This window comes from Solibacillus sp. FSL W7-1472 (assembly GCF_037969775.1).
GTDB classification, from domain to species: Bacteria; Bacillota; Bacilli; order Bacillales_A; family Planococcaceae; genus Solibacillus; species Solibacillus silvestris.
Genome location: NZ_CP150208.1, coordinates 3,841,207 through 3,865,648, shown reverse-complemented (window position 1 = coordinate 3,865,648; position 24,442 = coordinate 3,841,207). Strand labels below are relative to the sequence as shown.

Genomic DNA, 24,442 nt, shown 5'->3' with positions numbered 1-24,442 from the left:
GAATGCTGGTTCAACAATCAGTATTCCTCTTTTTTGTGGAGAAAAAATCAAATTTTTTTCACTTTAAAATTTTAGGCGTATAATCAAGGAAAGGAGGGTGTACTGATGGAGCAAACAGCTTTTATACAATTACTTAAAAATAATAATGAGCGGATGGAGCTTTTTTTCGGGGCGGACGTACAAAGTGCTGCCAGGATACCATTAGCGGTACAATTTACATTTTCACGTGAAACATTTAATGGCCCTGCATTTGAGAAGAATGTAAAAGAAATACATAATCAAAAATCAAGGCAATCATTTTTCGAGTTTTTCTCTACACCATCAAATAATTCAGTTTTAACATATAAAATGTTAGCCCATTTCGCATTGCACCCACAACCTGAGCAGGAGCTTCATCGTTTAAAGTTAAATGAAAAGGCATTATTGAATGCAGGGTTTAAATCCAGCAGCTATCAAAGAATCGCGGCCCTTTTTTTAGTGGATGAAGCACATGCTGGAAAAGCAAAAGCATTACATGATGAAATGAAAAAACATCATTTTTTCCTGACCGGTAAAGATGATATTCCATATGCAGTTTTACTGACAAAAAAGCAAAATAATCCGGTTAAGCTAGCTCAAACAATGCGGAAATACTATGATGCCTTGAACGGCAAAGGTTTTAAAAATGGGGATGCCTTGCAAGCAATGACACAGCTATTGCCATTGTATGATGAGGAGTTTCAGCCGGTATTAGTTGATTATGTAGTCGCGATGAAGCAGTCATTTTTAAATAATGGTGTGAAAGTGAAGAAAAGGTCTTATCCATATTTAGCTTTACTGGCGTTAGTAGGGGCTTCATCGGAAGTTGTCGATGAAATTGTTGAAATGGAACGAGCACTCGCAAAGCTCCCGATGTTTACTGGGATGCAAGCGTATGCTTTAATGACCGCTGCCCAATATGTGCTGAAAAGGTTAATTGAAAACGAATTGTTATCTCATTTCAATGATAGTTTATTATTTTTGCAGGCTCTTGAGATGAGCGATTATATAGATGATATCCCAATTTTACTTGCCATCGATATTCTCGATATATTTTTTTAATTTGGGTAAACAATAGTAAGGAGTGAATAAAATGAAACAGACAAAATTATGGATTAACGGCATTTGGGAAAGTACAAATGAAACAAGTAAGTTAACGGCACCTTATACAGGAGAATTGCTTGCAAATGTAGCAAAAGCATCGGCAGGGGACGTGGAGCGCGCAATCGAAGGCGCACATCAAGCATTCAAATCATTCAAAAATACGACTGCTTATGAGCGTGCAGAAATTTTATACAAAGTCGTGGAAATCATGCGTGAACGTAAAAACGAGCTTGCAGAAATTTTAGCAGATGAAGCGGCAAAACCAATCTCTGCAGGGCTTACTGAATTGGATCGTACTATTGCGACGTATCAATTTGCTGCAGAGGCGGCTAAACAAAGTACAGGCGAAACGATTCCGATGGATGCAGCACAAGGTGTAAAAGATCGAATCGGTTATACAAAGCGAGTACCTTTAGGCGTAGTTTCGGCAATTACACCATTTAATTTTCCATTTAATCTCGTAGCGCATAAATTAGGTCCAGCCTTTGCTGTAGGGAACACAGTTGTATTAAAGCCTGCATCTCAAACCCCGTTAAGTGCACTTGCGATGGCGGAAATTTTCAAAGAAGCAGGTTTACCGGACGGCGCATTGCAAATCGTGACAGGTAGCGGCGGGGAATTGAGCGAGACACTCGTAACACATCCGCTTGTGAAAAAAGTGACGTTTACGGGTAGTGGTACGGTTGGCTTGAAGATTAAAGAAAAAGTCGGCTTGCGGAAAATTACACTAGAGCTTGGATCAAATGCGGCACTCATTGTTGAGCCTTCAACACCGCTTGAAAAAATTATGAAACGCTGTGTAGGCGGTGCATTTGGATTTGCAGGACAAGTATGTATTTCATTGCAACGAATTTATGTTCATTCTTCAATTTATGAAGCATTTACAAAGGCATTTGTAGAAGAGACAAAGAAACTAGTTGTCGGTGATCCGCATAATGAAAAAACGGATGTGAGTGCAATGATTCACCCGGATGAGGTTAGCCGTATAAAAGAATGGATTGAACAGGCGAAACAGCAAGGTGCAACGGTTGCAACGGGAGCTGAATTTACAGAACGTACTTGCTCCCCAACTGTCATGACGAATGTGAAGTCCGATATGAAAATTGTTTGCCAAGAGACTTTTGCGCCGATTGTCTCCATTGTGCCATACGATACGCTGGACGAAGCAATTGCACTTGTAAATGAATCGGAGCTTGCGTTAAATGCTGGTATTTACACAAATGTATTAACTGATGCAATGAAGGCCGCGGAAGAAATTGAAGCAGGTGCGGTCATCATTAACGATATTCCAACATTCCGTGTAGATAATATGCCATATGGGGGCGTCAAAATGAGCGGATATGGTAAAGAAGGCATTAAGTATGCAGTAGAAGAAATGACCGATTTAAAATTTATTACGATGAAGTTGAATTATGAATAGTTTGTACTAGCACTTCCATCTTCCGAATAGTAACATGGAGTGTAGTCTAGAAAGGAGGAAGATTATGAAAAATACTCTGCCAATGAGCTTTTCAAAATCTATCCAAACACGATTAGTACTGCCTCCTGATACAAATCATCATCAATCGATATTTGGAGGGAAAGTGTTAGCATATATTGATGAAATTGCTGCGATTGCAGCAATGAAACATTGCCAAGGTGAAGTCGTTACTGCTTCTTTTGACTCAGTAGACTTCGTATCTTCTGCCTATGCAGGTGATATGATTGAACTGGAAGCTGTTGTATCTGGAACAGGTCGTACTTCGATGGAAGTATATGTACGGGTTGTATCAAGAAATATTAAAACAGGTGCAAAGAAATTAACGACTGAATCTTTCGTAACGATGGTTGCAATTGACGAAAATGGCAAGCCGAAAGAAGTGCCGGGAGTTGAACCGGAGACGGATTTCGAACGTCATTTATTTGAAACAGGCCCAATTCGTCAGGAACATCGAAAACAAAAACGTGCATTATCAAAAAAACGTCGTGCATAAAAAAAGGGGATATCAAAGGCAAAATGCCAGTTGATATCCCTTTTTGGTATTAAGCAAAATTAATCATGCAGTTCCTGGACAATGTGCAGCAATGAATCGGATGATGTCATTACATCATTCGTTGTATGTGTCAAACCGGTAATAACAGAAGAAATGGCATGAATGTCCTCATTCGTGTTTTCATATTGCGTTTTGATTCCATGTACCGCTTCTGTAATCGATGTAAAGGAATCTGCCAGGCTTTTTTGCGTATCAACACTCATTTTTACTTGCTCATCTACACTAGAAACAGAGTCAGACATTTGTGAAATACTAAGTTCGGTTTCTTTAATTAAATGAGAGACGTTTTGAACTGCATTTTTAGTTTCTTCAGCAAGCTTTCGGACTTCATCAGCTACTACGGCAAACCCTTTTCCGTGTTCACCTGCACGTGCTGCTTCAATCGATGCATTTAATGCAAGCAAGTTTGTCTGATCAGCAATACCTGTTACCAATCCTACAATTTCGGCAATTTTTTTAGACGATTGACGGAGTTTAACCATTGACGATTCAAGTGTATCCACACGATTCAAAATGTTGGTCATGATTGTTGTCTGGTTAATTAAATATGTAGTACCTGTTGTTGATTTATTTTCTGTTTCTGCTACTAAATTTAAACCTTGTTTTGTATTGGAAGCAATTTCTTCTGATTGGCTCGCAATTTCCTGTAATGATGCATTTGTTTGATCACTAATATGCGTTAACTCTTGTGCAGTATGTTGAATTCGCTCTACAATTCTGTATTTTACATCTAAACTTTCAGTACGAATTCGTTGCTCTTCTTTTTCATATGCTTCAATGACAAGCTGTTGCTCGAAGTTAATGAGTTTTGAAAAAGCATCAACTGCTTTAGCCATGTCAACATTCGACATTTCTATTTTACTAATGAAATCGATAAACGTTGTCATTAGCGATTGGAATGAAGCGATATACCACTTGGATTGAAGTCCGATTTTGACATGAACATGCGCAATCGTTTGTCGCTCTTCTATATAATGTGAATTGATATTACAGTTGAACATCGCTTCTAAATGCTTCGTTAATGTACCTTTTAGACGATCCATTCGAGCTGAACTCCCAATAATATCTATTAGTTCCGGACTTAAACTGATTGCACCGTAAAACTTTTCCACCATATTCGGGACAACCTGTTGTGCAAAAGGTTCTAACTGTTTAATTACAGCTAAATCCTCTTTCGTTAATTTTAGCAACTCAATCTGTTTGTGTAAGTTAGGATAGGTTGAAACATCCAGATTTACTTGCTGTGCATAATTAGCTATATCAAAATATGGCTTGTTTGAAACTTTTGTCGCTCTTGAAAACAGAATACCCATGTTCTTCCTCGTTTCGTCTATTTATTAAATAATACTCTATTACTGTTTATATCGGATCATATCAGTATTATTCTATAAGGATAAAAAATTTACAGTAATTTGTATATGAGGTAATATAATAACTAATTAAAATGGATGCAGTAAATAGTGAAAGGCGTTGTATTAATGAAGTTTCATAAAGGGCGTTTGAAATTTGTTATACCATTGTCACTTGGGGTGGCGATCGCATCGTATATTATGCTTGTAAACAATTATGCAGAAGTAGGCGACCGTGACCGGATTTTAATAGTTATAGGAGCAACCATCTTAACGGCGATTATTTCCTACTTCTTATTTCCACAAGAAGGGGACAACCCGAAAGATAGAGGCCCATATTGACCAAATACAGAAATGACCGGAAATCTCGAAATAAAAATTCGGGATTTTTTGCCCTCTCTATGAAACTTTTACGAATATTATCCGTAAATAAGCTAATAAACTAAAGTGAGGTTGATAACAAATGGAATCTAAATGGTCGAAAATCATCATTCATGCCAGTGCATTCTTTGCGCCGTTCCTAGTACCGATTCTGTTTTTCTTAATAAGTTCTGAAGATGAAGTAAAGCGTACCGCGATTCAAGCATTGCTTTTCCAAATCGTATTCGGTATCTTCATAGCGATTGCAGGTGTCCTTTCAGTTATATTAATTGGTTTACCATTCCTGTTAGTATTTTTAGCCATCTTCTGGATTGCACCGATCATCGGTATTGTTAAAGCATTGTCTGATCAGCACTGGAATTATCCAATCGTCGGACGCTGGGTATAATTTATCCTCGTCTTGGCAAAGTTTATAAAAGCGGTAAGGTTTGTTTAAAAAACACCTTACCGCTTTTTTACATAAATAGGGATTTATTAATGTGAAAATAGGGAAACCTAAAACAAGAGTGATTAGTTGCATTTCGAAAAATAAATATTGTATATTTAAGTCAAAGATAGTCAAAGTCAGTTGATGAGAGGTGAGAGACAGCATGAGGAATATATCTGACATAATTGAAGGGTATTTGAAGGAAGTTATTGAATTAGAGGGACAGGGACATATTGAAATAAAGCGAAATGAATTAGCAAAGCAATTTGCCTGTGCTCCTTCCCAAATCAATTACGTTATCAATACGCGTTTCACGACCGAGCATGGCTACTATGTAGAGAGTAAGCGGGGTGGTGGCGGTTATATTCGGATTTTGCGTGTAACAATCCACTCTAAGAAAAATTTACTGGACGAAATGGAAACACAAATAGGTAACGCCATAGCCCAAACTAATGCTGAGCGTATTATTTTCCGTTTATTGGAAGAGGATATCATTACAGAGCGAGAAGCAAGCATTATGAAGGCCGCTTTAGATCGTGTCACATTACAGGTAGCTTTACCGTTGCGTGATCAGCTAAGAGCGCGGATTATGCACGCAATGCTACAAACGATTTCTTTTGAAAAGTAGAGGTGGATTATTATGATATGTGAGCATTGTAAACAGCGTCATGCCAATGTTACCGTTACTCAAGTTCACAATGGTCAAAAAGTCGAGCGTCACTACTGTGAAGTATGTGCAACTCAATTTCATCCATTTCAATTTGACGTAAATGAAGAGCCTGCATCTCTTCAGCAGCTTATTTCAAATTGGTTTAATTTTGTACCTGTGAATGCAAAGAAAGAAAGCACGACAACAAATACTGCCAGCCCAAAATCCTGCCCATCCTGTGGATTTACGTACCGACAGTTTTTAAAGCAAGGCAAATTTGGATGCGGTCAATGTTACGAAACATTTAGTGAGCAATTACCACAGCTACTTGAACGTCTGCAGGCAGGTACTCAGCATGTAGGATATGTGGAAGAAGGACCTTCAAAAGAAAAAGTGGAACAACAAATCCAAGAGCTCCGTTCATCACTGCAGCAAGCAATTGAGGAAGAGCGTTTTGAAGATGCAGCGTCCATACGTGATGAAGTTAGGGAATTGGAAAGTAAAATAAAACAGGAAGGTGAGGGGAACGCATGAACATCGAGCATTTTTTAACGAATGCCAGTCCCAGCTGGATGCAGCACGAAAGCGATTCAGATATCGTCATTAGCACGCGCATTCGGCTTGCTCGTAATATTGCCAATACTCGATTTCCGATTAGTTTTACAGAACAGGAAGCACAAATGATCGAAGAAAAAATGATGCAGTCATTATTATCTTTAGATGACAACCCGTATCAGTTTTCTTATTTCCAAATAAAAGATATGCCCGTTTTACAACGCCAAATTTTAGTGGAGAAGCATTTGATCAGTCCGAATTTGGCACGAAGAAAAAAAATTGGATCATTTTTTTTAACAAAAGATGAATCCATTAGCATATTAGTAAATGAAGAGGATCATATTCGTATACAGAGTCTTACGCAAGGAATGAATTTAAAAGAAGCATTTGATAAGGCTCGTAATATTGACCGCTACTTAAGTAAGTCAATTAATTACGCATATGAAGACCGCTATGGTTATTTGACAAGTTGCCCAACAAATGTCGGAACAGGGCTTCGAGCATCTGTCATGCTCCATTTACCTGCACTCACAATGATGAAACAGATGAATCCATTAATTCAGATGATGACACGATTAGGAATGGTTGTGCGGGGTATATATGGGGAAGGCAGTGAAAATTTAGGCAATATTTATCAAATCTCGAACCAGATTACACTAGGTAAATCAGAAGAAACGATTTTACAGGAGCTTCAGGATGTTGTCGAGCAAGTTATCAAAAAGGAAGAGCTTGCACGCAAAAATTTATTGATGCGTGCCCCCTCCGCGTTGGAAGACCGTTTAAGCCGTTCACTCGGTACGTTAAAGTACGCAAAAATTTTAACGAGTGAAGAAGCGGCAAGCTGTTTATCAAATGTGCGTCTTGGGGTAAGTTTAGGATTATTAGAAGCAATTTCACAGCGTAAACTAAATGAGTGCATGCTTATTATGCAACCTGGACTCATTCAGCAATATATTGGTACTACGTTACAACCAGCAGAACGCGACATGTATCGTGCGAAGCTGTTGCAAGAAAAGTTAAACGAGCAAGATGAAGCTACAAACAATGGGGAAAAAGGAGAGGATTTTCTATGATGTTTAATCGATTCACACAACGTGCTCAAAAGGTATTACAACTTGCTCAAGAAGAGGCAATTCGTCTTAAGCATAAAGAAATCGGAACAGAACATATTTTACTTGGCTTAATTCGTGAAGGTGGCGGAATTGCCGCTAAAGCTTTGGAAGCAATTAATATTAGCCCTCAAATGATCGAAACCGGCATTGAGGAACTTGTTGGGAAAGGCACAGAAGATGTAGGTCCTATCGTTCACTACACACCACGTGCTAAAAAGGTAATCGAACTTTCATTGGATGAATCCCGTAAATTAGGGCATGCATATGTCGGAACAGAGCATATTTTATTAGCTTTAATTCGTGAAGGTGAAGGCGTTGCTGCCCGCGTATTGGCGAATACAGGTGTAAGTATCAATAAAGCCCGCCAACAAGTTTTATTGTTATTAGGCAACAATGACTCAAACACTAGCGGTAATTCCAGTATGACGCAAACAGTAAATACACCAACACTTGATAGTTTAGCCCGCGATTTAACAGCGGTGGCGCGTGAAGGTTCACTTGATCCGGTTATCGGCCGCTCTAAAGAAATTACACGTGTTGTAGAAGTACTATCACGTCGTACAAAAAACAACCCGGTACTAATCGGGGAGCCGGGTGTAGGTAAAACGGCCATTGCAGAAGGATTGGCACAGCAAATCATCAATAATGAAGTACCTGAAACATTACGCGATAAACGTGTTATGACGCTCGATATGGGAACAGTTGTTGCAGGTACAAAATATCGTGGGGAATTTGAAGACCGTCTTAAAAAGGTGATGGATGAAATTCGTCAGGCCGGCAATATTATTTTATTCATCGATGAGCTTCATACATTAATCGGTGCAGGTGGTGCAGAAGGTGCGATTGATGCATCGAATATTTTAAAACCATCATTGGCACGAGGCGAACTGCAATGTATCGGCGCAACTACATTGGATGAGTACCGCAAATATATTGAAAAAGACGCAGCATTAGAGCGTCGTTTCCAACCGATCCAAGTTGATGAGCCATCTGTTGAAGAAACAATCCAAATTATTAATGGCTTGCGTGACCGTTATGAAGCACATCACCGTGTGAAAATTTCGGATGAAGCGGTAGAAGCAGCAGCAAAATTATCAGATCGCTATATTTCGGATCGTTTCTTACCGGATAAAGCAATTGACCTAATTGATGAGGCTGGTTCAAAAGTGCGCTTACGCTCTTATACTGTTCCACCTAATTTAAAAGAGTTAGAAGATAAGCTGGAAGGCATTAAGTCTGAAAAGAATGCTGCTGTTTCAGGACAGGAATTTGAAAAAGCTGCTGCATTGCGTGATACGGAGCAGAAGCTGAAACAAGAGCTTGAACAATTGAAAAAAGAGTGGAAAGAAAAACAAGGCAAAGAAGAATCTACAGTATATGTAGACGATATTGCACAAGTGGTAGCGATGTGGACGGGAATTCCTGTTTCGAAAATTGCTCAGGCTGAATCTGCGAAGTTATTAAATCTTGAAGAAGAATTACACAAACGCGTAGTTGGTCAAGGTGAAGCAGTAGAAGCAATTTCCCGTGCAATCCGTCGTGCCCGTGCCGGCTTAAAAGATCCAAAACGTCCAATCGGTTCCTTTATCTTCCTTGGACCTACTGGTGTCGGTAAAACGGAACTTGCACGAGCGCTTGCTGAAGTAATGTTCGGTGATGAAGATGCAATGATCCGTGTAGATATGTCCGAGTATATGGAGAAACATTCGACTTCTCGTTTAGTCGGTTCACCTCCAGGCTATGTAGGATTTGATGATGGCGGTCAATTAACAGAAAAAGTTCGTCGTAAACCATATTCAGTTGTACTGCTGGATGAAATCGAAAAAGCGCACCCGGATGTATTCAACATCTTATTACAAGTGTTGGAAGACGGCCGCTTAACTGACTCAAAAGGCCGTGTAGTTGATTTCCGTAACACAGTTGTCATTATGACATCGAATGTTGGGGCAGATGCACTGAAATACCGCAAACATGTTGGCTTCGGCGCCGGTTTAAATGCATCGAAAGATAAAGACATGAAGAGCACAATGCTGGAAGAACTGAAAAAGGCGTTCCGTCCAGAGTTCTTAAACCGTATTGATGAAATGATCGTATTCCATTCATTAGAGAAGGATCACTTAAAAGAAATCGTATCATTAATGGCGAATTCATTAAAGAAACGTCTAAAAGAGCAGGATATCGAACTGCAGCTTACAGATGCAGCGCTTGAGAAAATTTCAGAAGAAGGTTATGATCCACAATATGGTGCGCGTCCATTACGTCGTGCATTACAAAAACATGTGGAAGACCGCTTATCCGAAGAACTGTTAAAAGGTACATTGGATAAGACTCAAACAGTCGTACTTGACTATGTAAATGATGAGTTTGTCGTACGTACACAAGAAAAAGTAGCAACAAATTAGTAAAACCAGACGAGTCGGGATAGTTCCTGCCTCGTCTTTTTTATGCAGACTGAAGTTGCTGGGTACTGGTGGCATATACAAGCGAAACGCGCCGGTTACACATACGCAATTAAACGGGATGTACAGGAATTGTTATATGTATGAGAAGCTAACCGAAAAAGAATTTTGCGACGGATTAGTGGGTATTCAATTTTGTTTCGTGTACAATTATAGGAACAAACATTCGAAGGAGCTAGCAAAATGGCAAAAAAGAAGTCTAAATTTATGTGCAGCAGCTGTGGCTATGAAGCAGCAAAATGGATGGGGCGCTGTCCTGGCTGTGGCGAATGGAATACGATGAATGAAGAAGTCGAAGTCATCTCAAAAGGGCCACGCGGGGCGTTCCAGCATTCTACAACGGCTACAAAAGCAACCCCTATTATCCATGTGGAAGTACAAGAAGAAACACGTATCGCTACAGAAATGAATGAATTTAATCGTGTACTCGGAGGCGGTATTGTACCAGGTTCACTCGTGCTGATAGGCGGTGATCCGGGTATCGGGAAATCGACATTACTACTGCAAGTATCTGCACTTCTTTCTAATCAGGGGAAACGTGTTTTATATATATCCGGTGAAGAATCTGTACGTCAGACGAAGCTGCGTGCTGAACGTTTAGGTGTCCATACACCAGAGCTTTATATTTACTCGGAAACGAATCTGGAATTTTTAAATCAAACAATCGATGAAGTCCAACCGAAATTTGTCATTGTCGATTCGATTCAAACGGTGCACCATCCGGAAGTTACTAGTGCGCCGGGCAGTGTGTCACAAGTACGTGAATGTACAGCAGAATTAATGCGTATTGCAAAAACAAAAAATATCGCTATTTTCCTTGTTGGTCACGTTACAAAAGAAGGACAGATTGCCGGTCCGCGTATTTTAGAACATATGGTAGATACGGTGCTTTACTTTGAAGGGGAACGTCACCATAACCACCGGATTTTACGCAGTCAGAAAAACCGTTTTGGTTCTACAAATGAAATTGCAATTTTTGAAATGCTCCATGGGGGATTAAAGGAAGTATTGAATCCGTCCGAGCTGTTCTTACAGGAACGTTCACAAGGTGCCCCTGGTTCAACAATTGTTGCATCGATGGAAGGGACACGCCCAATTTTGGTAGAAATACAGTCGCTTGTTACACCAACCAGTTTCAATTATCCGAAGCGTATGGCAACCGGGGTTGACCAAAACCGTGTTCAGCTTTTAATGGCGGTATTGGAAAAACGTATGGGCATGATGCTTCAGGCACAGGATGCGTATATTAAAGTTGCGGGTGGTGTGAAACTGGATGAGCCTGCGATTGATTTAGCTGTCTTAACAAGTATTGTATCAAGCTTTAAAGATCAGACAGTACGTCCGACAGATTGTTTTATCGGTGAAGTGGGCTTAACGGGTGAAGTACGTCGTGTTTCCAGAATTGAGCAACGTGTACAGGAGGCGGCAAAGTTAGGGTTTAAACGCGCCTTTATTCCAGCTTCTAATATTGGGGGCTGGGAATTCCCGCCGGACATACAAGTCGTCGGTGTTGAAACAATCAGTGATGCACTGCGGGAATCTTTCCAAAATTTATAGTGAACGGATTCATAATAATCCGCACAAGAAAGAGGCACGGGAAGTTAAAAATTTCCATGCCTCTTTAAATTATGCTTTTACTGTTTTTTCTTTCTTTAAAAATGCTTCTCTTGTGAAAATACCAAAAGGCTTTCCAATCGGTAAGAAATTGAAGCCGAAATGCTTGTTCAATACATTAGCACCTGCACCGTAAAGTGATAAAAGAGCAATGATTAATTCAGAGTAGGCTGCTAATAAATGCATACCGTGCTCCATAATGCCAAATGAACTTAATGCCAGACCAATAAATAAGAAGTCGATCATTACAAAGATCGCGAATAGAACTTTATTTGTTTCAGCTGCACCAATCGTCATAAATAGGGTAAAGATTAAATAACCTAAATACACAACACCGAGCTGAGATGTATCAACAGATGCCTGTAATGTTGCACCAAATACACCGGCTTGAACGAACCAGCTCATACCTACACCCATCCAGAATAAACCGTATGCGCCGAATGCAGTCGTACCAAATGTATTATTATGTTTTGAGTCTAAGACAGATGCGTAAAATTGTGCAATACCACCTAAAAATATTGCCCAAGGAATAACCAAACCTAAGCCCTCTGTCCAGCCTAACTTTTGAGTGGAAGCAACAAATGTTACAATCGCCAAACCGAATAGACCGATTGCAGACGGATCAGCAGTAGTAATTTTTACTTCTTTTGCAGTATTCAAAACGTATTCTCCTCTTCTATGTTAAAATTTTCTATTATATTAATATAATATATTCATTAGTTTGTTTAAGCTACAGGGAACGGAAATTTAGAATGAAGTACGTCATTATTGAATTAATATCGCGCAAATCTAACTAAAAAAAATAGGGAATAATCTTAAAAAATGGGTAAAATCCTAATATTGGAATTCAATTGGCGTTTGTTGTTTATTTACCCTTGCTTTTGGTACCTGGGCTTCGCATGAATGAAACTTTAGATGTATAATTATTACTTGGAGGTGAAACAAATGTTGAAGAAAATAATTCAAGTAGCATTTTTATTTATCGGTGGAGCATTAGGCCTCATTTTCTTACCGCCATTATATGCATTCATGAACTTATCATCCAATCCTTGGCTTAATAATCCATATTTCAGTGTTGCGATAGGTGCTGCTTTGTTATTCGTTTTATCGTTTGCATTATCTGATTACTTTGTAAAATTAATTACTTGGTTAGAGGAAGTATTATTCAAATTGCCTGCAGCGGATTTATTATTTGGTACGCTCGGTTTAATCGTAGGATTATGTGTAGCAACATTGGTCGGTGTCGCGATCAATCAAATGAACATTCCGGTTATTACCGCTGTTGTTCCTGCTATTTTATCCATTGTTCTTGGTTATCTTGGTTTCCGGCTAGGTTTTAGTAAACGGGATGAGCTGTTGCAAATTTTTTCCGGGAAGTCGACGAAAAAGCGTCAGAGTGACGGTTCTGTCAAGGAAGTTCAAGATCAGGAGCAGTATAAATTACTTGATACAAGTGTCATTATTGATGGCCGTATTGCTGATATTTCAGCAACAGGGTTTGTTGAAGGGGTTTTAGTTGTACCTCAGTTTGTTTTGACGGAACTACAGCATATCGCGGATTCATCTGATACATTGAAGCGTACGCGTGGTCGCAGGGGTCTAGATATTTTAAAAAGGCTTCAGGACGAACGTGCGTCGAAGGTACTTATTACGGAAGTTGATTTTGAAGATGTGTCTGAAGTGGATTTAAAGTTGGTTCGATTAGCCAAAAACATGAGTGCCCAAATACTGACGAATGATTTTAACTTAAATAAGGTCTGTGAACTGCACCGTGTACAAGTATTGAATATTAATGATTTGGCAAATGCGGTGAAACCGGTCGTAATTCCGGGTGAAGATATGCAAGTCGTAGTCATTAAAGACGGGAAAGAACACAATCAAGGTGTGGCCTATTTAGATGACGGTACAATGATTGTAGTAGAAGGCGGCCGAAGCTATATTGGCCAGGCGATTACAGTGACGGTAACGAGCGTACTTCAAACATCAGCAGGGCGAATGATTTTCGCCAAGCCAAAAGAGGATTAGGATGTGAAGCATTTTGCGTTATGAAGTCGTTTTGCCGGCAGCAGGAAGTGGAAAGCGCATGGGTGCCGGGCAAAATAAATTATTTTTAAACTTAGCGGATAAACCGATTTTAGTTCATACACTTCTTGTTTTTGAACGTGATGAAAATTGTACAGGAATTTGGCTTGCCGTAAAGGATGAGGAACGGCCATTTATCCAGGCGCTCATCGAAAAACATAATATTACAAAAGTAAAAGGCTTGCCGACAGGTGGTGAAGAACGCCAACATTCAGTGCATTCGTGCATAAAAGAAATGAGTGCAGTGGATGTTGTCCTTGTTCATGATGCTGCAAGACCTTTTATTACTATTCCGAAAATTACCGAACTTGCAAAAGTCGCTTATGAAAAAGGAGCGGCTATTGCAGGAGTTCGTGCGAAAGATACGATGAAGGTCGTCCATAACGGTCTTATTAAAGAAACCGTTGACCGGGAGTCTTTATGGATGGTTCAAACACCACAAGCGTTCCGTTATGATTTACTGGCAGAAGCTGAGAATGTAGCTGAAAAGGTGGGTTTTTTAGGAACGGATGAAGCGATGCTCGTGGAGCGTTTAGGACATGATATTCATATTGTGGAATGCAGTTATGAAAATGTAAAAATGACAACGCAGGAAGATCTGATTTTTGGGGAAGCTATTTTAAAACAACGAAAATAGAAGATACCTTGAAAAGAATATAGGTTTGCGAGGCTTTTTTCGGACAAGTTGATTATACTAATGATAATGAGATTACCAGAAAGAAGGTGAAGGCTAGTTTACTTTGTAGGCTAGCAACGATATGTTTCGAATTGGACAAGGGTTTGACGTTCACGAATTTGCAGAAGGACGTCCATTAATTTTAGGTGGTATTACAATTCCACATGAGCGCGGTTTAGTAGGTCATTCAGATGCCGATGTACTTTTACATACAGTAACAGACGCGGCATTAGGTGCAATTGGTGAAGGGGATATCGGCCGTCACTTCCCTGATACAGATCCGGAGTGGAAAGATGCAGATTCAGCGAAGTTACTTGAACACATCTGGAAGATGGTTGAAGAGCGCGGATATAAATTAGGCAATGTGGATTGTACGATTATGGCACAGCGTCCGAAAATGGCCCCATATATTTTACAGATGCAAAACCGTATCGCACAACTACTGAATGCCGAACCTTCGCAAGTTAATGTAAAAGCGACAACAACAGAGAAGTTAGGTTTTGTGGGCCGTGAAGAAGGAATTGCAGCAATGGCAACGATTCTTTTAGTAAAAGCATAAAGTGCGATAAAATTGAGGGCGTGTGTCAAAAATCGGCACACGCTACTTTAATTTAATAACTTACAGTGGTAGAATGGTTAAAGTTTAAAAGACATCTATTGTGCCGATATTGGACAATATAATGTCCGTTCATATCCATATAAAAGTAAATTTTTTATATTCGGAAAAGGTCGAGCGTTTTGACGCTAAAATTAGGAGGCAATATTATGACGAAAACAGTTCGCGTTCGTTATGCACCATCGCCAACAGGATTCTTACATATCGGTGGCGCACGTACAGCATTATTCAATTATTTATATGCAAAACATCACAACGGTACTTTTGTAGTACGTATTGAAGATACAGATATTGAGCGTAATGTAGAGGGCGGGGAAGCTTCTCAACTTGATAACTTACGCTGGTTAGGCATTACACCGGATGAATCGATTGATATCGGTGGCCCATATGCACCTTACCGTCAAATGGAACGTCTTGATATTTATAAAGAGCATGCAGAAAAAATGCTGGAAAACGGACAGGCGTATAAATGTTTCTGTACTTCAGAAGAGCTTGAAGCATCACGCGAAAAACAAAAAGCACAAGGTGTTGCAGCACCTGCATATGATGGAAAATGCCGTCATTTAACAGCCGAGGAAGTTGCTGAAAAAGAGGCTGCTGGTATCCCTCACACAATTCGTATGCGTGTTCCGGAAAATGTTACGTATCAGTTCACTGATTTAGTTCGCGGCGAAGTATCGTTCGAATCAAAAGATATCGGCGACTGGGTACTTGTAAAAGCAAACGGTATTCCAACATACAATTATGCGGTAGTACTGGATGACCACTTCATGGAAATTACACATGTATTCCGTGGGGAAGAGCATTTATCAAACACACCAAAACAAATGATGATTTTTGACGCATTCGGATGGGAATATCCGCAATATGGTCATATGACATTAATCGTAAATGAAGAGCGCAAGAAATTATCGAAACGTGATGAATCAATCATCCAGTTCGTTACACAATACAAGGACCTTGGTTACTTACCGGAAGCGATGTTTAACTTCTTTGCATTGCTTGGCTGGTCACCGGAAGGAGAAGAGGAAATCTTCTCGCATGACGAATTTGTAAAGCTGTTTGATGAAAAACGCTTATCAAAATCACCATCTATGTTTGATAAAACAAAACTAACATGGATGAACAACCAATATATTAAAAAAATGTCTCATGAAGAGGTAGTTGCTTTAGCATTGCCACACTTGCAAAAAGCGGGCTTACTTCCAGAAGAGCTGTCAGAAGAGCAACATGCATGGGCTTCTGATTTAATCGCGCTTTACCATGAGCAAATGAGCTTCGGTGCAGAAATCGTAGAATTATCGAGCCAATTTTTCACAGAAGAAATTGCATATGATGAAGAAGCAAATGAAGTGTTAGCGGGTGAAACTGTGCCGGCTGTTATGGCTTCATTTAAAACTCAATTAGAAGCTTTAGAAACTTTTGATGCCGCTTCAATTAAAGCAGCGATTAAAGCTGTACAAAAAGAAACGGGTGTAAAAGGTAAAAATCTGTTTATGCCAATCCGTGTTGTGACGACTGGTCAAACACATGGTCCGGAATTACCGAATGCCATTGCTTTAATCGGCAAGGAAAAAACAATTGCCCGTGTTGAAAAATTTGCAAAGTAATTCATTTTGTAAATAGGGAGCTTACTTAACAGTTCTCTAGAATGGATAAAATGATTGATTTTTCTGAAAATAGATGTAAAATGAATATAATTCTATAAGTGATAGCACGTTGAGAAGGAGAAGTACGCTGCGCACCCCTTATTAGAGAGGATCACCACCGGCTGAAAGTGATCCAGGTTAAGGCAAAGCTGAAATGCACCTTTGAGTATTTAACTGAATTTGAAGTAGGTTAAATCGATTTGTCCACGTTACAGGACTTTAAGCGGAAAAAGTATGGCTACTTTTTCAACCAGAGTGGAACCGCGCATCTAGCGTCTCTGTCACCTTCTTTAGGTGATGGAGACGCTTTTTTCATTTGAATGGCAAATTAACCCAATACACACCGAAAAGAGCAATATGAAAAAGGAGAGGCAATATGACGATTCAAATCTTCAATTCGTTGACAAGACAAAAAGAACCATTTATTCCGTTGGAGGAAGGCAAAGTAAAAATGTATGTATGCGGACCGACTGTATACAATTACATTCATATTGGGAATTCCCGTCCGGTAATCGTCTATGATACAGTACGTCGCTATTTACAGTATGCAGGCTATGAGGTGAAATTCGTTTCGAACTTTACCGATGTGGATGACAAAATTATTAAAGCAGCAAATGAATTAGGTGAAGAAACTTCTGTCTTAACAGATCGCTTTATCGCTGCTTACTTTGAAGATATTACGGCGCTTGGATGCCAAAAGGCGGATGCCCATCCACGTGTAACAGAGCATATGGATGATATTATCGAGTTCATAAAAGTGCTGATCGACAAAGGCTACGCATATGAATCCCAAGGCGATGTTTATTATCGTACGCGTAAATTCAATGGCTACGGTAAGTTAAGTCACCAATCTATCGATGATTTAAAAGTAGGAGCACGTATTGAAGCCGGCGAGAAAAAGGAAGACCCGTTGGATTTCGCATTATGGAAAGCGGCGAAAGCAGGCGAAATTAAGTGGGCATCACCATGGGGAGAAGGACGTCCAGGATGGCATATTGAGTGTTCTGTAATGGCACGTGAGCATTTAGGTGATACAATCGATATTCACGCAGGCGGACAGGATTTAACATTCCCTCACCATGAAAACGAAATTGCCCAATCTGAAGCGCATAATGATAAAACATTCGCGCGTTATTGGATGCATAACGGCTATATTAATATTGATAATGAAAAAATGTCAAAATCACTGGGCAACTTTATATTAGTGAATGATATCCGCCAGCAAATTGACCCGCAAGTGTTGCGTTTCTTTATGCTGTCTGTTCATTACCGTAATCCGATCAACTTCGCTCAGGATTTAGTGGAAGCAGCGAAAAATGGTTTAGACCGTATACGTACATCTTATACGAATGTGGAGCACCGTCTCACATCTTCTGCAAGTTTAGGGGATAACAGTGAGCAATGGCTTGAAAAAATTGGTCAGATTAAAGTTGATTTCGAAAACGCGATGAATGATGACTTTAATACAGCAAATGCGGTTTCGGCGCTATTTGAACTTTCCCATATTGCCAATGTGTATTTAAACGAAGCAAATACGGATAAAGAAGTATTGCAGGCAATTTTAACGATGTTTGATACAATTGGAAATGTACTAGGTATTCATATAAAAGTAGAAGCTGGCTTACTCGATGAAGAAATTGAGGCATTAATCGAGGAACGTAATCAAGCCCGCAAAAACCGTGATTTCGCTCGTTCAGATGAAATCCGTGACCAACTGCTGGGCATGGATATTGTGCTTGAAGACACTCGTCAAGGTACACGCTGGAAACGAGGACAGTAAATGCAAAATTTAACACCACATGATGTCATACAACTAAATGCACTGGCGCTCGCTTATATGGGCGACGCCGTGCTGGAACAAAGAATTCGGGAACATTTAATATTGTCGGGCCGCGCAAAGCCTAACACATTGCATAAAGAGGCGACAAAATATGTTTCGGCCAAGTCCCAGTCCAATATTGTACATCGTATGATCGAAGAAAATTACTTAACAGAAGAAGAGCAAGCTGTTTTCCGTAGGGGACGCAATGCCAAATCAGGATCTGTTCCGAAAAACACAGATGTACGCACATATCGTAATAGTTCAGGATTTGAAGCGGTTTTAGGCTTCTTATTCCTTAGCAAAGAACATCATCGCGCAAATGAAATAATCGATTACGCAATCGAAATTGTCGAACAGGCAAAAGGAGTGTAACTATGGCAGAGAAAAGACAGCAAAATCGTAAACCAAAAGATTTTAAAGGTCGCGATAAAAAAGCAGATACTTTTAAAACTCAGGAGAAAAAGCAACAAGAAAAGCCGCAATCTGCCCAGGAAGAACTATCAGGAGAAATGATTGCAGGAAAAAATCCGGTACTTGAGGCACTTCGCGCAGGCCGAGAAATAAATAAGTTATGGATTGCTGAAGGCGTTAAGAAAACAGGTGTGCAGGAGCTAATGGACTTAGCGAAAGAACAAGGTGTCCTCGTACAGTTTGTACCAAAGCAAAAAGTCGATAAACTTGCAGAAAACCATCAGGGAATCGTGGCATCAGTCGCGGCATATGACTATGCAGAATTGGACGATCTATTTGCCGCAGCGAAGGCAAAAAGCGAAGACCCGTTCTTTTTAATACTGGACGAGTTGGAAGATCCGCATAACTTAGGTTCGATTATGCGTACAGCAGATGCGATCGGTGCACATGGTATCATTATTCCGAAGCGTCGCGCAGTCGGTTTAACAGCAGTTGTTGCTAAAGCTTCAACAGGTGCTATCGAGCATGTGCCTGTTGTGCGTGTGACCAATTTGGCCCAAACGGTGGATGAGCTAAAAGACCGCGGTGTATGGATTGCCGGAACAGATGCAAAAGGTTCGGCAGATTATCGTAAAATGGATGCAACATTACCGCTTGCATTAATTATTGGTAGTGAAGGTAAGGGAATGAGCCGTCTTTTAAAAGATAAATGTGACTTCTTATATCACTTACCGATGGTTGGTCATGTAACATCATTGAATGCTTCCGTAGCAGCGGCATTACTTATGTATGAAGTGTACCGCAAACGACAAGAAGCTAACGGATGAGGTCATGCAGAACATATTGCTAGTAGACGGCTATAACATGATCGGTGCATGGAGTGAGCTTCGTCCGTTACGCGAGCCTCACTTCGAAGATGCGCGTGATCGGTTAATTGAACGAATGGCGGAGTATAAAGCGCATACAGGCTGGCGTGTTATTGTTGTATTTGACGCGCATCTTGTTCCGGGCACTGAACAACTTTATATTCAGCATGCCGTGGAAGTGCTTTATACACGTAAAAACGAAACAGCGGACGAGCGCATTGAAAAATTATCGAACGAATTAAAAGGGCGAAAAATCCAAATACACGTCGCAACATCCGATATGACTGAACAAAATGTTGTATTTGGTCATGGTGCATTAAGAAAATCGGCACGTGAGCTTGAAATTGAAATGCAAATTATTCAATCTAAAATTTCATCCAAAGTAAAAGAATCGACCGACGAAAAACCGGCCTCAAGAATCAAGCTATCAAAAGAAGTGGAACTACAGTTTGAAAAATGGAGAAGAGGGCTCAAGTAATAGATTGCCCGTTATTTCCAATTAAGTTATACTATTCCTAATTATTCTAGCGTAACTGAGGTGATTTTCATTGCTTAAAAGTGAGAAGTTACAAATGGTACTACGTTTTGAACATTTGACAGATGAAGAGCTTGTAGAACAAGTGCATCTAGGCAATACAGATGCGTTAGATTTTTTAATTTCAAAATACCGATTGTTTGTTAAGGCGAAAGCGCGGTCGTATTTTTTAATTGGTGCGGACAAAGAAGATATAATTCAAGAAGGAATGATTGGCTTATATAAAGCGATTCGGGATTTTAAAGAGGACAAGCTTGCGTCATTCCGTGCCTTTGCAGAACTTTGCATTACACGGCAAATTATTACGGCAATTAAAACAGCTACTAGACAAAAGCATATTCCGCTAAATTCATATGTTTCTTTAGATAAGCCAATTTACGATGAAGAATCAGAGCGCACACTGATGGATATTATTACGAGTCCTATTTCGGACGATCCTGAGTATTTGATGATTAATCGCGAAGATTATCTTTATTTGGAAGAGAAGATGGGTGAAGTATTAAGCGAACTCGAACAGCAGGTGTTGGTTCGTTATTTGGAAGGACAATCCTATAATGAAATTTCTGAAGAATTGGATCGACATGTAAAATCCATTGATAATGCATTACAGCGGGTGAAGCGCAAATTGGAGCGTCATCTTGAACTAAAAGAAATGACTTAAACACCATGAGCCTTTATTGACAGTGGGAAATTTAGGTGTTAGTCTTTAAAGGACAAACTGCCGAAAAGGTGATAAACATGGCAAAGAAAGTCGTTTTAAGTTGTGAAAAATGTGGTTCAAGAAACTACAGTGTCCCGAAAAAAGAAGGGGCAAGCGAGCGTTTAGAACTGAAGAAATTTTGCTCTCACTGTAATGAGCATACAATGCATAAACAAACGTTATAAATGAAAATAGATTAATTCGTTGTTCGGAGGTTAGGCAAAGATGAGTAAAGTAACAAACTTTTTACAAGAAGTCGGCTCAGAAATGCGCAAAACAAGTTGGCCGAAAAGTAAAGAGTTAACGAAGTATACGGTAGTAGTAGTTTCTACAGTTATCGTAATGGCGTTATTCTTTACAGCAATAGATTTAGGAATCTCAGAATTATTCCGTTGGTTCTTGTCTCTGTAAGCTATATCATGTTAATATTTCGAAATAGCCCGTCCATGCCATATAACGGGTTTTTTCATTTGTTAAAAAATGCTGACAGCTTAATTTAAAGAAATAGATTATTGAAGTTTTGTGATCAGGGAAATATATACCCTACACACATAATGTAAAGGAGGGACGGACGATTTAGTCCTACCTATATGGAGAAAAATTGGTATGTAGTTCATACGTATTCCGGTTATGAAAACCGAGTAAAAGCAAATCTTGAAAAACGCGTGGAAACGATGGGAATGCAAGATAAAATTTTCCGTGTAATCGTAGCTGAGCATGAAGAAATCGATGTAAAAGAAGACGGCAAGAAAAAAGCGGTAATGCGTAAAATCTTCCCAGGTTACGTTTTAGTAGAATTGATTATGACAGATGACGCTTGGTATGTCGTTCGTAATACACCTGGTGTGACAGGATTTATCGGTTCTTCGGGCGGCGGTGTAAAACCAACTCCTTTATTACCGGAAGAAGCGGAACGTCTGCTTGCACAAATGGGTATGAACGAATCCTTATTAGGTGAAGTTGAGATTTCTGTTGGTGAAGTTGTAGAAGTTCTAGAAGGACCATTTGCACATTTCCAAGGTCGCGTAGAAGAAGTAGATGTCGACAAAGCAAAATTAAAAGTTCTTGTTGATATGTTTGGTCGCGAAACAGTAATGGAGCTAGACTTTAACCAAGTTCAAAAAATATAGAATTATTTATACTTGATTAAGCAATTTAAAAGTGTTATCATTTCAAAGGTCAGACTGTCCAAGTTTTGGGCGTGTGATTATAATTAGTTTTAATGTTATCGGCAAGTTAGCTGACGAACAGATATTTGAGTGGGAGGGGTAACCCAATTACCACATCACGGACTTAAGGAGGTGTGTCTCGTGGCTAAAAAAGTTATTAAAGTTGTAAAACTTCAAATCCCTGCTGGTAAAGCAAACCCAGCGCCACCGGTTGGTCCTGCATTAGGTCAAGCAGGTGTAAACATTATGGGATTCTGTAAAGAATTTAACGCTCGTACTGCTGATCAAGCTGGTCTTATCATTCCAGTTGAAATTTCAGTATTTGAAGACCGTTCATTCACTTTTATTACGAAAACTCCGCCAGCTGCAGTATTACTTAAAGTAGCTGCTGGTATCCAATCTGGATCTGGTGAACCAAACCGTAAAAAAGTTGCAACGGTTAAACGTGATAAAGTTCGCGAAATCGCTGAACAAAAAATGCCAGACCTTAACGCTGCTTCAGTTGAAGCTGCTATGTTAATGGTTGAAGGTACTGCGCGAAGCATGGGTATTACGATCGAAGACTAATCCCATCTTCAACACTTGATGATGTTTTTGTTTTTGGAAGGTTGCTGCACTCGGATACTTGTTTGATGAGTGCGCAACCTTTATTCGTGGGAGGTCAAATCCGTTACAACCACAATCAAGGAGGAAATTATAATGGCTAAAAAAGGTAAAAAACTGCAAGAAGCAGCTAAATTAATCGACCGCGCTACTTTATACTCTGTTGAAGAAGCAGTAGCATTAGCGCAAAAAACAAGCACAGTAAACTTTGATGCAACTGTAGAAGTAGCATTCAAATTAGGTATCGATACTCGTAAAAACGACCAACAAATCCGTGGTGCGGTAGTATTACCACACGGTACTGGTAAAACTCAACGCGTATTAGTTTTCGCTAAAGGTGAAAAACTTAAAGAAGCAGAAGCTGCTGGCGCAGACTATGTAGGCGATGCAGAATACATCCAAAAAATCCAACAAGGTTGGTTTGATTTCGATGTAATCGTTGCAACTCCTGACATGATGGGTGAAGTTGGTAAATTAGGTCGTGTATTAGGTCCTAAAGGTTTAATGCCAAACCCTAAAACAGGTACAGTTACATTTGACGTAACAAAAGCAATCGAAGAAATCAAAGCTGGTAAAGTAGAGTACCGTGCTGAAAAGTCTGGTATCATCCACGCACCAATCGGTAAAGTTTCTTTCGAGACAGAAAAATTAGTAGAAAACTTCTTAGCTGTATTTGAAGTAGTTCAAAAAGCTAAGCCAGCTGCAGCAAAAGGTACTTACATGAAGTCTGTAAACGTTACAACTACAATGGGTCCTGCTGTAAAAGTTGACGCTGCTAACGTAACAGTTAAATAATTTCCGATTTTTTAAAAATCGTAAAATAAAATTTGTTGACAACGCACCTCTTACTTGGTAAGATGAGTGCTGTTGTGAATCATCCATTTGTACCGTAGACAGTAGGGGTGCCATACGCACTTAATGATCCTACCGAGGACATAGGAGTTCGGATTCTTTTTAAGATGATGTACTTTCAGCCTCTATGTCTATTTTGATATAGAGGCTTTTCTTTGTCGGTATAAATGACTCATTCTAATAGGAGGTGTCATCATGAGCAAAGCAATCGAAACTAAAAAAGTTCAAGTTCAAGAAATCGCTGATAAATTCTCTGCTGCTGGTTCTATCGTAGTAGTAGATTACCGTGGTTTAACAGTAGCACAAGTAACTGAATTACGTAAGCAATTACGTGAAGCAGGTGTTGAGTTCAAAGTTTACAAAAACACTTTAACTCGCCGTGCTGCGGAAGCTGCTGGTTTAGAAGGAATCAATGAATTCTTAACTGGTCCTAACGCTATCGCATTCTCTAACGAGGACGTAGTAGCTCCTGCTAAAATTATTAACGAATTCGCTAAGAAAAATGAAGCGTTAGAAATTAAAGCTGGTATTATCGAAGGTACTGTGGCATCAGTTGAAGACGTTAAAGCTCTTGCAGAACTTCCATCTCGCGAAGGTCTATTATCAATGCTTTTATCTGTACTTCAAGCTCCAGTGCGCAACTTCGCACTTGCAACAAAAGCTGTTGCAGAACAAAAAGAAGAGCAAGGCGCTTAATAGTAGCCTCATAACTTCAAAAATCAGGCAAACTGCCTAAAACTAATAAACATTCCATAGGAGG

At 39.7% G+C, this 24,442-nt stretch carries 27 protein-coding genes and 2 other annotated features; of the genes, 25 read left to right on the top strand and 2 right to left on the bottom strand.

All coding sequences use genetic code 11. From position 1 onward, the window contains the following. Positions 1 to 105: 105 nt before the first annotated feature. The 3 genes from MKY07_RS19370 to MKY07_RS19360 all read left to right on the top strand — a co-directional run bounded on the left by MKY07_RS19370 (position 106) and on the right by MKY07_RS19360 (position 3,095). On the top strand, positions 106 to 1,080 hold the full coding sequence (locus tag MKY07_RS19370) for a DUF4003 family protein (protein ID WP_065217684.1): 975 nt from the start codon (positions 106 to 108) through the stop codon (positions 1,078 to 1,080). A 31-nt stretch (positions 1,081 to 1,111) separates the two neighbouring features. Next, positions 1,112 to 2,542: an aldehyde dehydrogenase family protein gene (locus MKY07_RS19365; protein ID WP_339263382.1), complete on the top strand. Its 1,431-nt coding sequence runs from the start codon at positions 1,112 to 1,114 to the stop codon at positions 2,540 to 2,542. 64 nt (positions 2,543 to 2,606) lie between these two features. Further along, a complete protein-coding gene (locus MKY07_RS19360) occupies positions 2,607 to 3,095 on the top strand; it encodes an acyl-CoA thioesterase (RefSeq protein ID WP_008407032.1) in 489 nt (162 codons plus the stop codon). A gap of 59 nt (positions 3,096 to 3,154) precedes the next feature. On the opposite strand, the gene MKY07_RS19355 is transcribed toward MKY07_RS19360, so the two are convergent. Continuing rightward, positions 3,155 to 4,468 carry a globin-coupled sensor protein gene (locus MKY07_RS19355; RefSeq protein WP_339263381.1) on the bottom strand — a complete coding sequence of 438 codons (1,314 nt, stop codon included), beginning with the start codon at positions 4,466 to 4,468 and terminating at the stop codon, positions 3,155 to 3,157. Positions 4,469 to 4,633: 165 nt separating this feature from the next. Here MKY07_RS19355 and MKY07_RS19350 point away from each other — a divergent pair, with 165 nt between their 5' ends. The 7 genes from MKY07_RS19350 (at position 4,634) to radA (ending at position 11,644) form a co-directional block, all read left to right on the top strand. Beyond that, positions 4,634 to 4,846 carry a hypothetical protein gene (locus MKY07_RS19350; RefSeq protein ID WP_014822397.1) on the top strand — a complete coding sequence of 71 codons (213 nt, stop codon included), beginning with the start codon at positions 4,634 to 4,636 and terminating at the stop codon, positions 4,844 to 4,846. 121 nt (positions 4,847 to 4,967) lie between these two features. After that, positions 4,968 to 5,273 carry a DUF4870 domain-containing protein gene (locus MKY07_RS19345; RefSeq protein WP_008407029.1) on the top strand — a complete coding sequence of 102 codons (306 nt, stop codon included), beginning with the start codon at positions 4,968 to 4,970 and terminating at the stop codon, positions 5,271 to 5,273. Positions 5,274 to 5,475: 202 nt separating this feature from the next. Then, on the top strand, positions 5,476 to 5,940 hold the full coding sequence (locus tag MKY07_RS19340; protein ID WP_008407027.1) for a CtsR family transcriptional regulator: 465 nt from the start codon (positions 5,476 to 5,478) through the stop codon (positions 5,938 to 5,940). A gap of 12 nt (positions 5,941 to 5,952) precedes the next feature. After that, positions 5,953 to 6,495: a UvrB/UvrC motif-containing protein gene (locus MKY07_RS19335; protein ID WP_008407026.1), complete on the top strand. Its 543-nt coding sequence runs from the start codon at positions 5,953 to 5,955 to the stop codon at positions 6,493 to 6,495. After that, positions 6,492 to 7,589 (top strand): protein arginine kinase, encoded by a 1,098-nt coding sequence (locus tag MKY07_RS19330; protein WP_014822399.1) that lies wholly within the window; start codon positions 6,492 to 6,494, stop codon positions 7,587 to 7,589. Before MKY07_RS19335 ends, MKY07_RS19330 begins: the two co-directional genes overlap by 4 nt. Beyond that, on the top strand, positions 7,586 to 10,030 hold the full coding sequence (locus MKY07_RS19325) for an ATP-dependent Clp protease ATP-binding subunit (RefSeq protein ID WP_014822400.1): 2,445 nt from the start codon (positions 7,586 to 7,588) through the stop codon (positions 10,028 to 10,030). Before MKY07_RS19330 ends, MKY07_RS19325 begins: the two co-directional genes overlap by 4 nt. Before the next feature lie 240 nt (positions 10,031 to 10,270). After that, positions 10,271 to 11,644, top strand: a complete 1,374-nt coding sequence (gene radA / locus MKY07_RS19320) for a DNA repair protein RadA (protein WP_008407021.1) — start codon at positions 10,271 to 10,273, stop codon at positions 11,642 to 11,644. Positions 11,645 to 11,713: 69 nt separating this feature from the next. On the opposite strand, the gene MKY07_RS19315 is transcribed toward radA, so the two are convergent. Further along, positions 11,714 to 12,361 carry a GPR1/FUN34/YaaH family transporter gene (locus tag MKY07_RS19315; RefSeq protein WP_008407020.1) on the bottom strand — a complete coding sequence of 216 codons (648 nt, stop codon included), beginning with the start codon at positions 12,359 to 12,361 and terminating at the stop codon, positions 11,714 to 11,716. Between the two features lie 285 nt (positions 12,362 to 12,646). Between MKY07_RS19315 and MKY07_RS19310 the strand changes: the two genes are divergently transcribed. From MKY07_RS19310 to rplJ, 15 genes are all read left to right on the top strand, one after another. Then, a complete protein-coding gene (locus tag MKY07_RS19310; RefSeq protein ID WP_008407019.1) occupies positions 12,647 to 13,726 on the top strand; it encodes a PIN/TRAM domain-containing protein in 1,080 nt (359 codons plus the stop codon). A gap of 13 nt (positions 13,727 to 13,739) precedes the next feature. Continuing rightward, the gene (ispD, locus tag MKY07_RS19305; protein ID WP_339263379.1) at positions 13,740 to 14,420 is read left to right on the top strand and encodes a 2-C-methyl-D-erythritol 4-phosphate cytidylyltransferase; all 681 of its coding nucleotides are present in this window, start codon (positions 13,740 to 13,742) and stop codon (positions 14,418 to 14,420) included. A 121-nt stretch (positions 14,421 to 14,541) separates the two neighbouring features. After that, a complete protein-coding gene (ispF, locus tag MKY07_RS19300; protein WP_339263377.1) occupies positions 14,542 to 15,018 on the top strand; it encodes a 2-C-methyl-D-erythritol 2,4-cyclodiphosphate synthase in 477 nt (158 codons plus the stop codon). A 206-nt stretch (positions 15,019 to 15,224) separates the two neighbouring features. Continuing rightward, positions 15,225 to 16,685 (top strand): glutamate--tRNA ligase, encoded by a 1,461-nt coding sequence (gltX, locus tag MKY07_RS19295; RefSeq protein WP_008407013.1) that lies wholly within the window; start codon positions 15,225 to 15,227, stop codon positions 16,683 to 16,685. Between the two features lie 100 nt (positions 16,686 to 16,785). Then, positions 16,786 to 17,007 (top strand) — a binding site (T-box leader). A gap of 93 nt (positions 17,008 to 17,100) precedes the next feature. Further along, the gene (gene cysS, locus MKY07_RS19290; RefSeq protein WP_087617868.1) at positions 17,101 to 18,504 is read left to right on the top strand and encodes a cysteine--tRNA ligase; all 1,404 of its coding nucleotides are present in this window, start codon (positions 17,101 to 17,103) and stop codon (positions 18,502 to 18,504) included. Beyond that, positions 18,505 to 18,918 carry a Mini-ribonuclease 3 gene (locus tag MKY07_RS19285; RefSeq protein ID WP_014822403.1) on the top strand — a complete coding sequence of 138 codons (414 nt, stop codon included), beginning with the start codon at positions 18,505 to 18,507 and terminating at the stop codon, positions 18,916 to 18,918. A 2-nt stretch (positions 18,919 to 18,920) separates the two neighbouring features. Beyond that, complete coding sequence (gene rlmB, locus MKY07_RS19280) at positions 18,921 to 19,784, top strand: 23S rRNA (guanosine(2251)-2'-O)-methyltransferase RlmB (protein ID WP_339263375.1); 864 nt, start codon at positions 18,921 to 18,923, stop codon at positions 19,782 to 19,784. A 4-nt stretch (positions 19,785 to 19,788) separates the two neighbouring features. Next, positions 19,789 to 20,301 carry an NYN domain-containing protein gene (locus MKY07_RS19275; RefSeq protein WP_008407006.1) on the top strand — a complete coding sequence of 171 codons (513 nt, stop codon included), beginning with the start codon at positions 19,789 to 19,791 and terminating at the stop codon, positions 20,299 to 20,301. 94 nt (positions 20,302 to 20,395) lie between these two features. After that, on the top strand, positions 20,396 to 21,019 hold the full coding sequence (sigH, locus tag MKY07_RS19270; RefSeq protein ID WP_169797433.1) for an RNA polymerase sporulation sigma factor SigH: 624 nt from the start codon (positions 20,396 to 20,398) through the stop codon (positions 21,017 to 21,019). Positions 21,020 to 21,096: 77 nt separating this feature from the next. Beyond that, complete coding sequence (gene rpmG, locus MKY07_RS19265; protein WP_039967164.1) at positions 21,097 to 21,243, top strand: 50S ribosomal protein L33; 147 nt, start codon at positions 21,097 to 21,099, stop codon at positions 21,241 to 21,243. A 40-nt stretch (positions 21,244 to 21,283) separates the two neighbouring features. Beyond that, entirely contained in the window at positions 21,284 to 21,469 is a 186-nt protein-coding gene (gene secE, locus MKY07_RS19260) for a preprotein translocase subunit SecE (RefSeq protein WP_008407002.1), read from the top strand. Between the two features lie 179 nt (positions 21,470 to 21,648). Beyond that, positions 21,649 to 22,188, top strand: coding sequence for a transcription termination/antitermination protein NusG (gene nusG, locus MKY07_RS19255; RefSeq protein ID WP_008407000.1), 540 nt, complete (start codon positions 21,649 to 21,651; stop codon positions 22,186 to 22,188). 180 nt (positions 22,189 to 22,368) lie between these two features. After that, positions 22,369 to 22,794 (top strand): 50S ribosomal protein L11, encoded by a 426-nt coding sequence (gene rplK / locus MKY07_RS19250; protein ID WP_008406998.1) that lies wholly within the window; start codon positions 22,369 to 22,371, stop codon positions 22,792 to 22,794. A gap of 132 nt (positions 22,795 to 22,926) precedes the next feature. Then, positions 22,927 to 23,625 (top strand): 50S ribosomal protein L1, encoded by a 699-nt coding sequence (gene rplA / locus MKY07_RS19245; protein ID WP_008406997.1) that lies wholly within the window; start codon positions 22,927 to 22,929, stop codon positions 23,623 to 23,625. Positions 23,626 to 23,699: 74 nt separating this feature from the next. After that, positions 23,700 to 23,845, top strand: a sequence feature (ribosomal protein L10 leader region). A gap of 32 nt (positions 23,846 to 23,877) precedes the next feature. Then, positions 23,878 to 24,378 (top strand): 50S ribosomal protein L10, encoded by a 501-nt coding sequence (gene rplJ / locus MKY07_RS19240; RefSeq protein WP_008406995.1) that lies wholly within the window; start codon positions 23,878 to 23,880, stop codon positions 24,376 to 24,378. The last annotated feature ends 64 nt before the right edge of the window (positions 24,379 to 24,442 follow it).

Excerpts from the sequence above, each read along its gene's own strand:
- rlmB (WP_339263375.1), top strand. The coding sequence starts at position 18,921 with ATGGCAGAGAAAAGACAGCAAAATCGTAAACCAAAAGATTTTAAAGGT.
- MKY07_RS19360 (WP_008407032.1), top strand. The coding sequence starts at position 2,607 with ATGAAAAATACTCTGCCAATGAGCTTTTCAAAATCTATCCAAACACGA.
- MKY07_RS19355 (WP_339263381.1), bottom strand. The coding sequence starts at position 4,468 with ATGGGTATTCTGTTTTCAAGAGCGACAAAAGTTTCAAACAAGCCATAT.
- MKY07_RS19365 (WP_339263382.1), top strand. The coding sequence starts at position 1,112 with ATGAAACAGACAAAATTATGGATTAACGGCATTTGGGAAAGTACAAAT.
- MKY07_RS19310 (WP_008407019.1), top strand. The coding sequence starts at position 12,647 with ATGTTGAAGAAAATAATTCAAGTAGCATTTTTATTTATCGGTGGAGCA.
- MKY07_RS19340 (WP_008407027.1), top strand. The coding sequence starts at position 5,476 with ATGAGGAATATATCTGACATAATTGAAGGGTATTTGAAGGAAGTTATT.
- MKY07_RS19285 (WP_014822403.1), top strand. The coding sequence starts at position 18,505 with ATGCAAAATTTAACACCACATGATGTCATACAACTAAATGCACTGGCG.
- sigH (WP_169797433.1), top strand. The coding sequence starts at position 20,396 with ATGGTACTACGTTTTGAACATTTGACAGATGAAGAGCTTGTAGAACAA.
- ispF (WP_339263377.1), top strand. The coding sequence starts at position 14,542 with ATGTTTCGAATTGGACAAGGGTTTGACGTTCACGAATTTGCAGAAGGA.
- rpmG (WP_039967164.1), top strand. The coding sequence starts at position 21,097 with ATGGCAAAGAAAGTCGTTTTAAGTTGTGAAAAATGTGGTTCAAGAAAC.
- cysS (WP_087617868.1), top strand. The coding sequence starts at position 17,101 with ATGACGATTCAAATCTTCAATTCGTTGACAAGACAAAAAGAACCATTT.
- MKY07_RS19325 (WP_014822400.1), top strand. The coding sequence starts at position 7,586 with ATGATGTTTAATCGATTCACACAACGTGCTCAAAAGGTATTACAACTT.
- rplJ (WP_008406995.1), top strand. The coding sequence starts at position 23,878 with ATGAGCAAAGCAATCGAAACTAAAAAAGTTCAAGTTCAAGAAATCGCT.
- MKY07_RS19275 (WP_008407006.1), top strand. The coding sequence starts at position 19,789 with ATGCAGAACATATTGCTAGTAGACGGCTATAACATGATCGGTGCATGG.
- radA (WP_008407021.1), top strand. The coding sequence starts at position 10,271 with ATGGCAAAAAAGAAGTCTAAATTTATGTGCAGCAGCTGTGGCTATGAA.
- MKY07_RS19370 (WP_065217684.1), top strand. The coding sequence starts at position 106 with ATGGAGCAAACAGCTTTTATACAATTACTTAAAAATAATAATGAGCGG.
- gltX (WP_008407013.1), top strand. The coding sequence starts at position 15,225 with ATGACGAAAACAGTTCGCGTTCGTTATGCACCATCGCCAACAGGATTC.
- rplA (WP_008406997.1), top strand. The coding sequence starts at position 22,927 with ATGGCTAAAAAAGGTAAAAAACTGCAAGAAGCAGCTAAATTAATCGAC.
- MKY07_RS19350 (WP_014822397.1), top strand. The coding sequence starts at position 4,634 with ATGAAGTTTCATAAAGGGCGTTTGAAATTTGTTATACCATTGTCACTT.
- secE (WP_008407002.1), top strand. The coding sequence starts at position 21,284 with ATGAGTAAAGTAACAAACTTTTTACAAGAAGTCGGCTCAGAAATGCGC.
- MKY07_RS19335 (WP_008407026.1), top strand. The coding sequence starts at position 5,953 with ATGATATGTGAGCATTGTAAACAGCGTCATGCCAATGTTACCGTTACT.
- MKY07_RS19330 (WP_014822399.1), top strand. The coding sequence starts at position 6,492 with ATGAACATCGAGCATTTTTTAACGAATGCCAGTCCCAGCTGGATGCAG.
- MKY07_RS19345 (WP_008407029.1), top strand. The coding sequence starts at position 4,968 with ATGGAATCTAAATGGTCGAAAATCATCATTCATGCCAGTGCATTCTTT.
- nusG (WP_008407000.1), top strand. The coding sequence starts at position 21,649 with ATGGAGAAAAATTGGTATGTAGTTCATACGTATTCCGGTTATGAAAAC.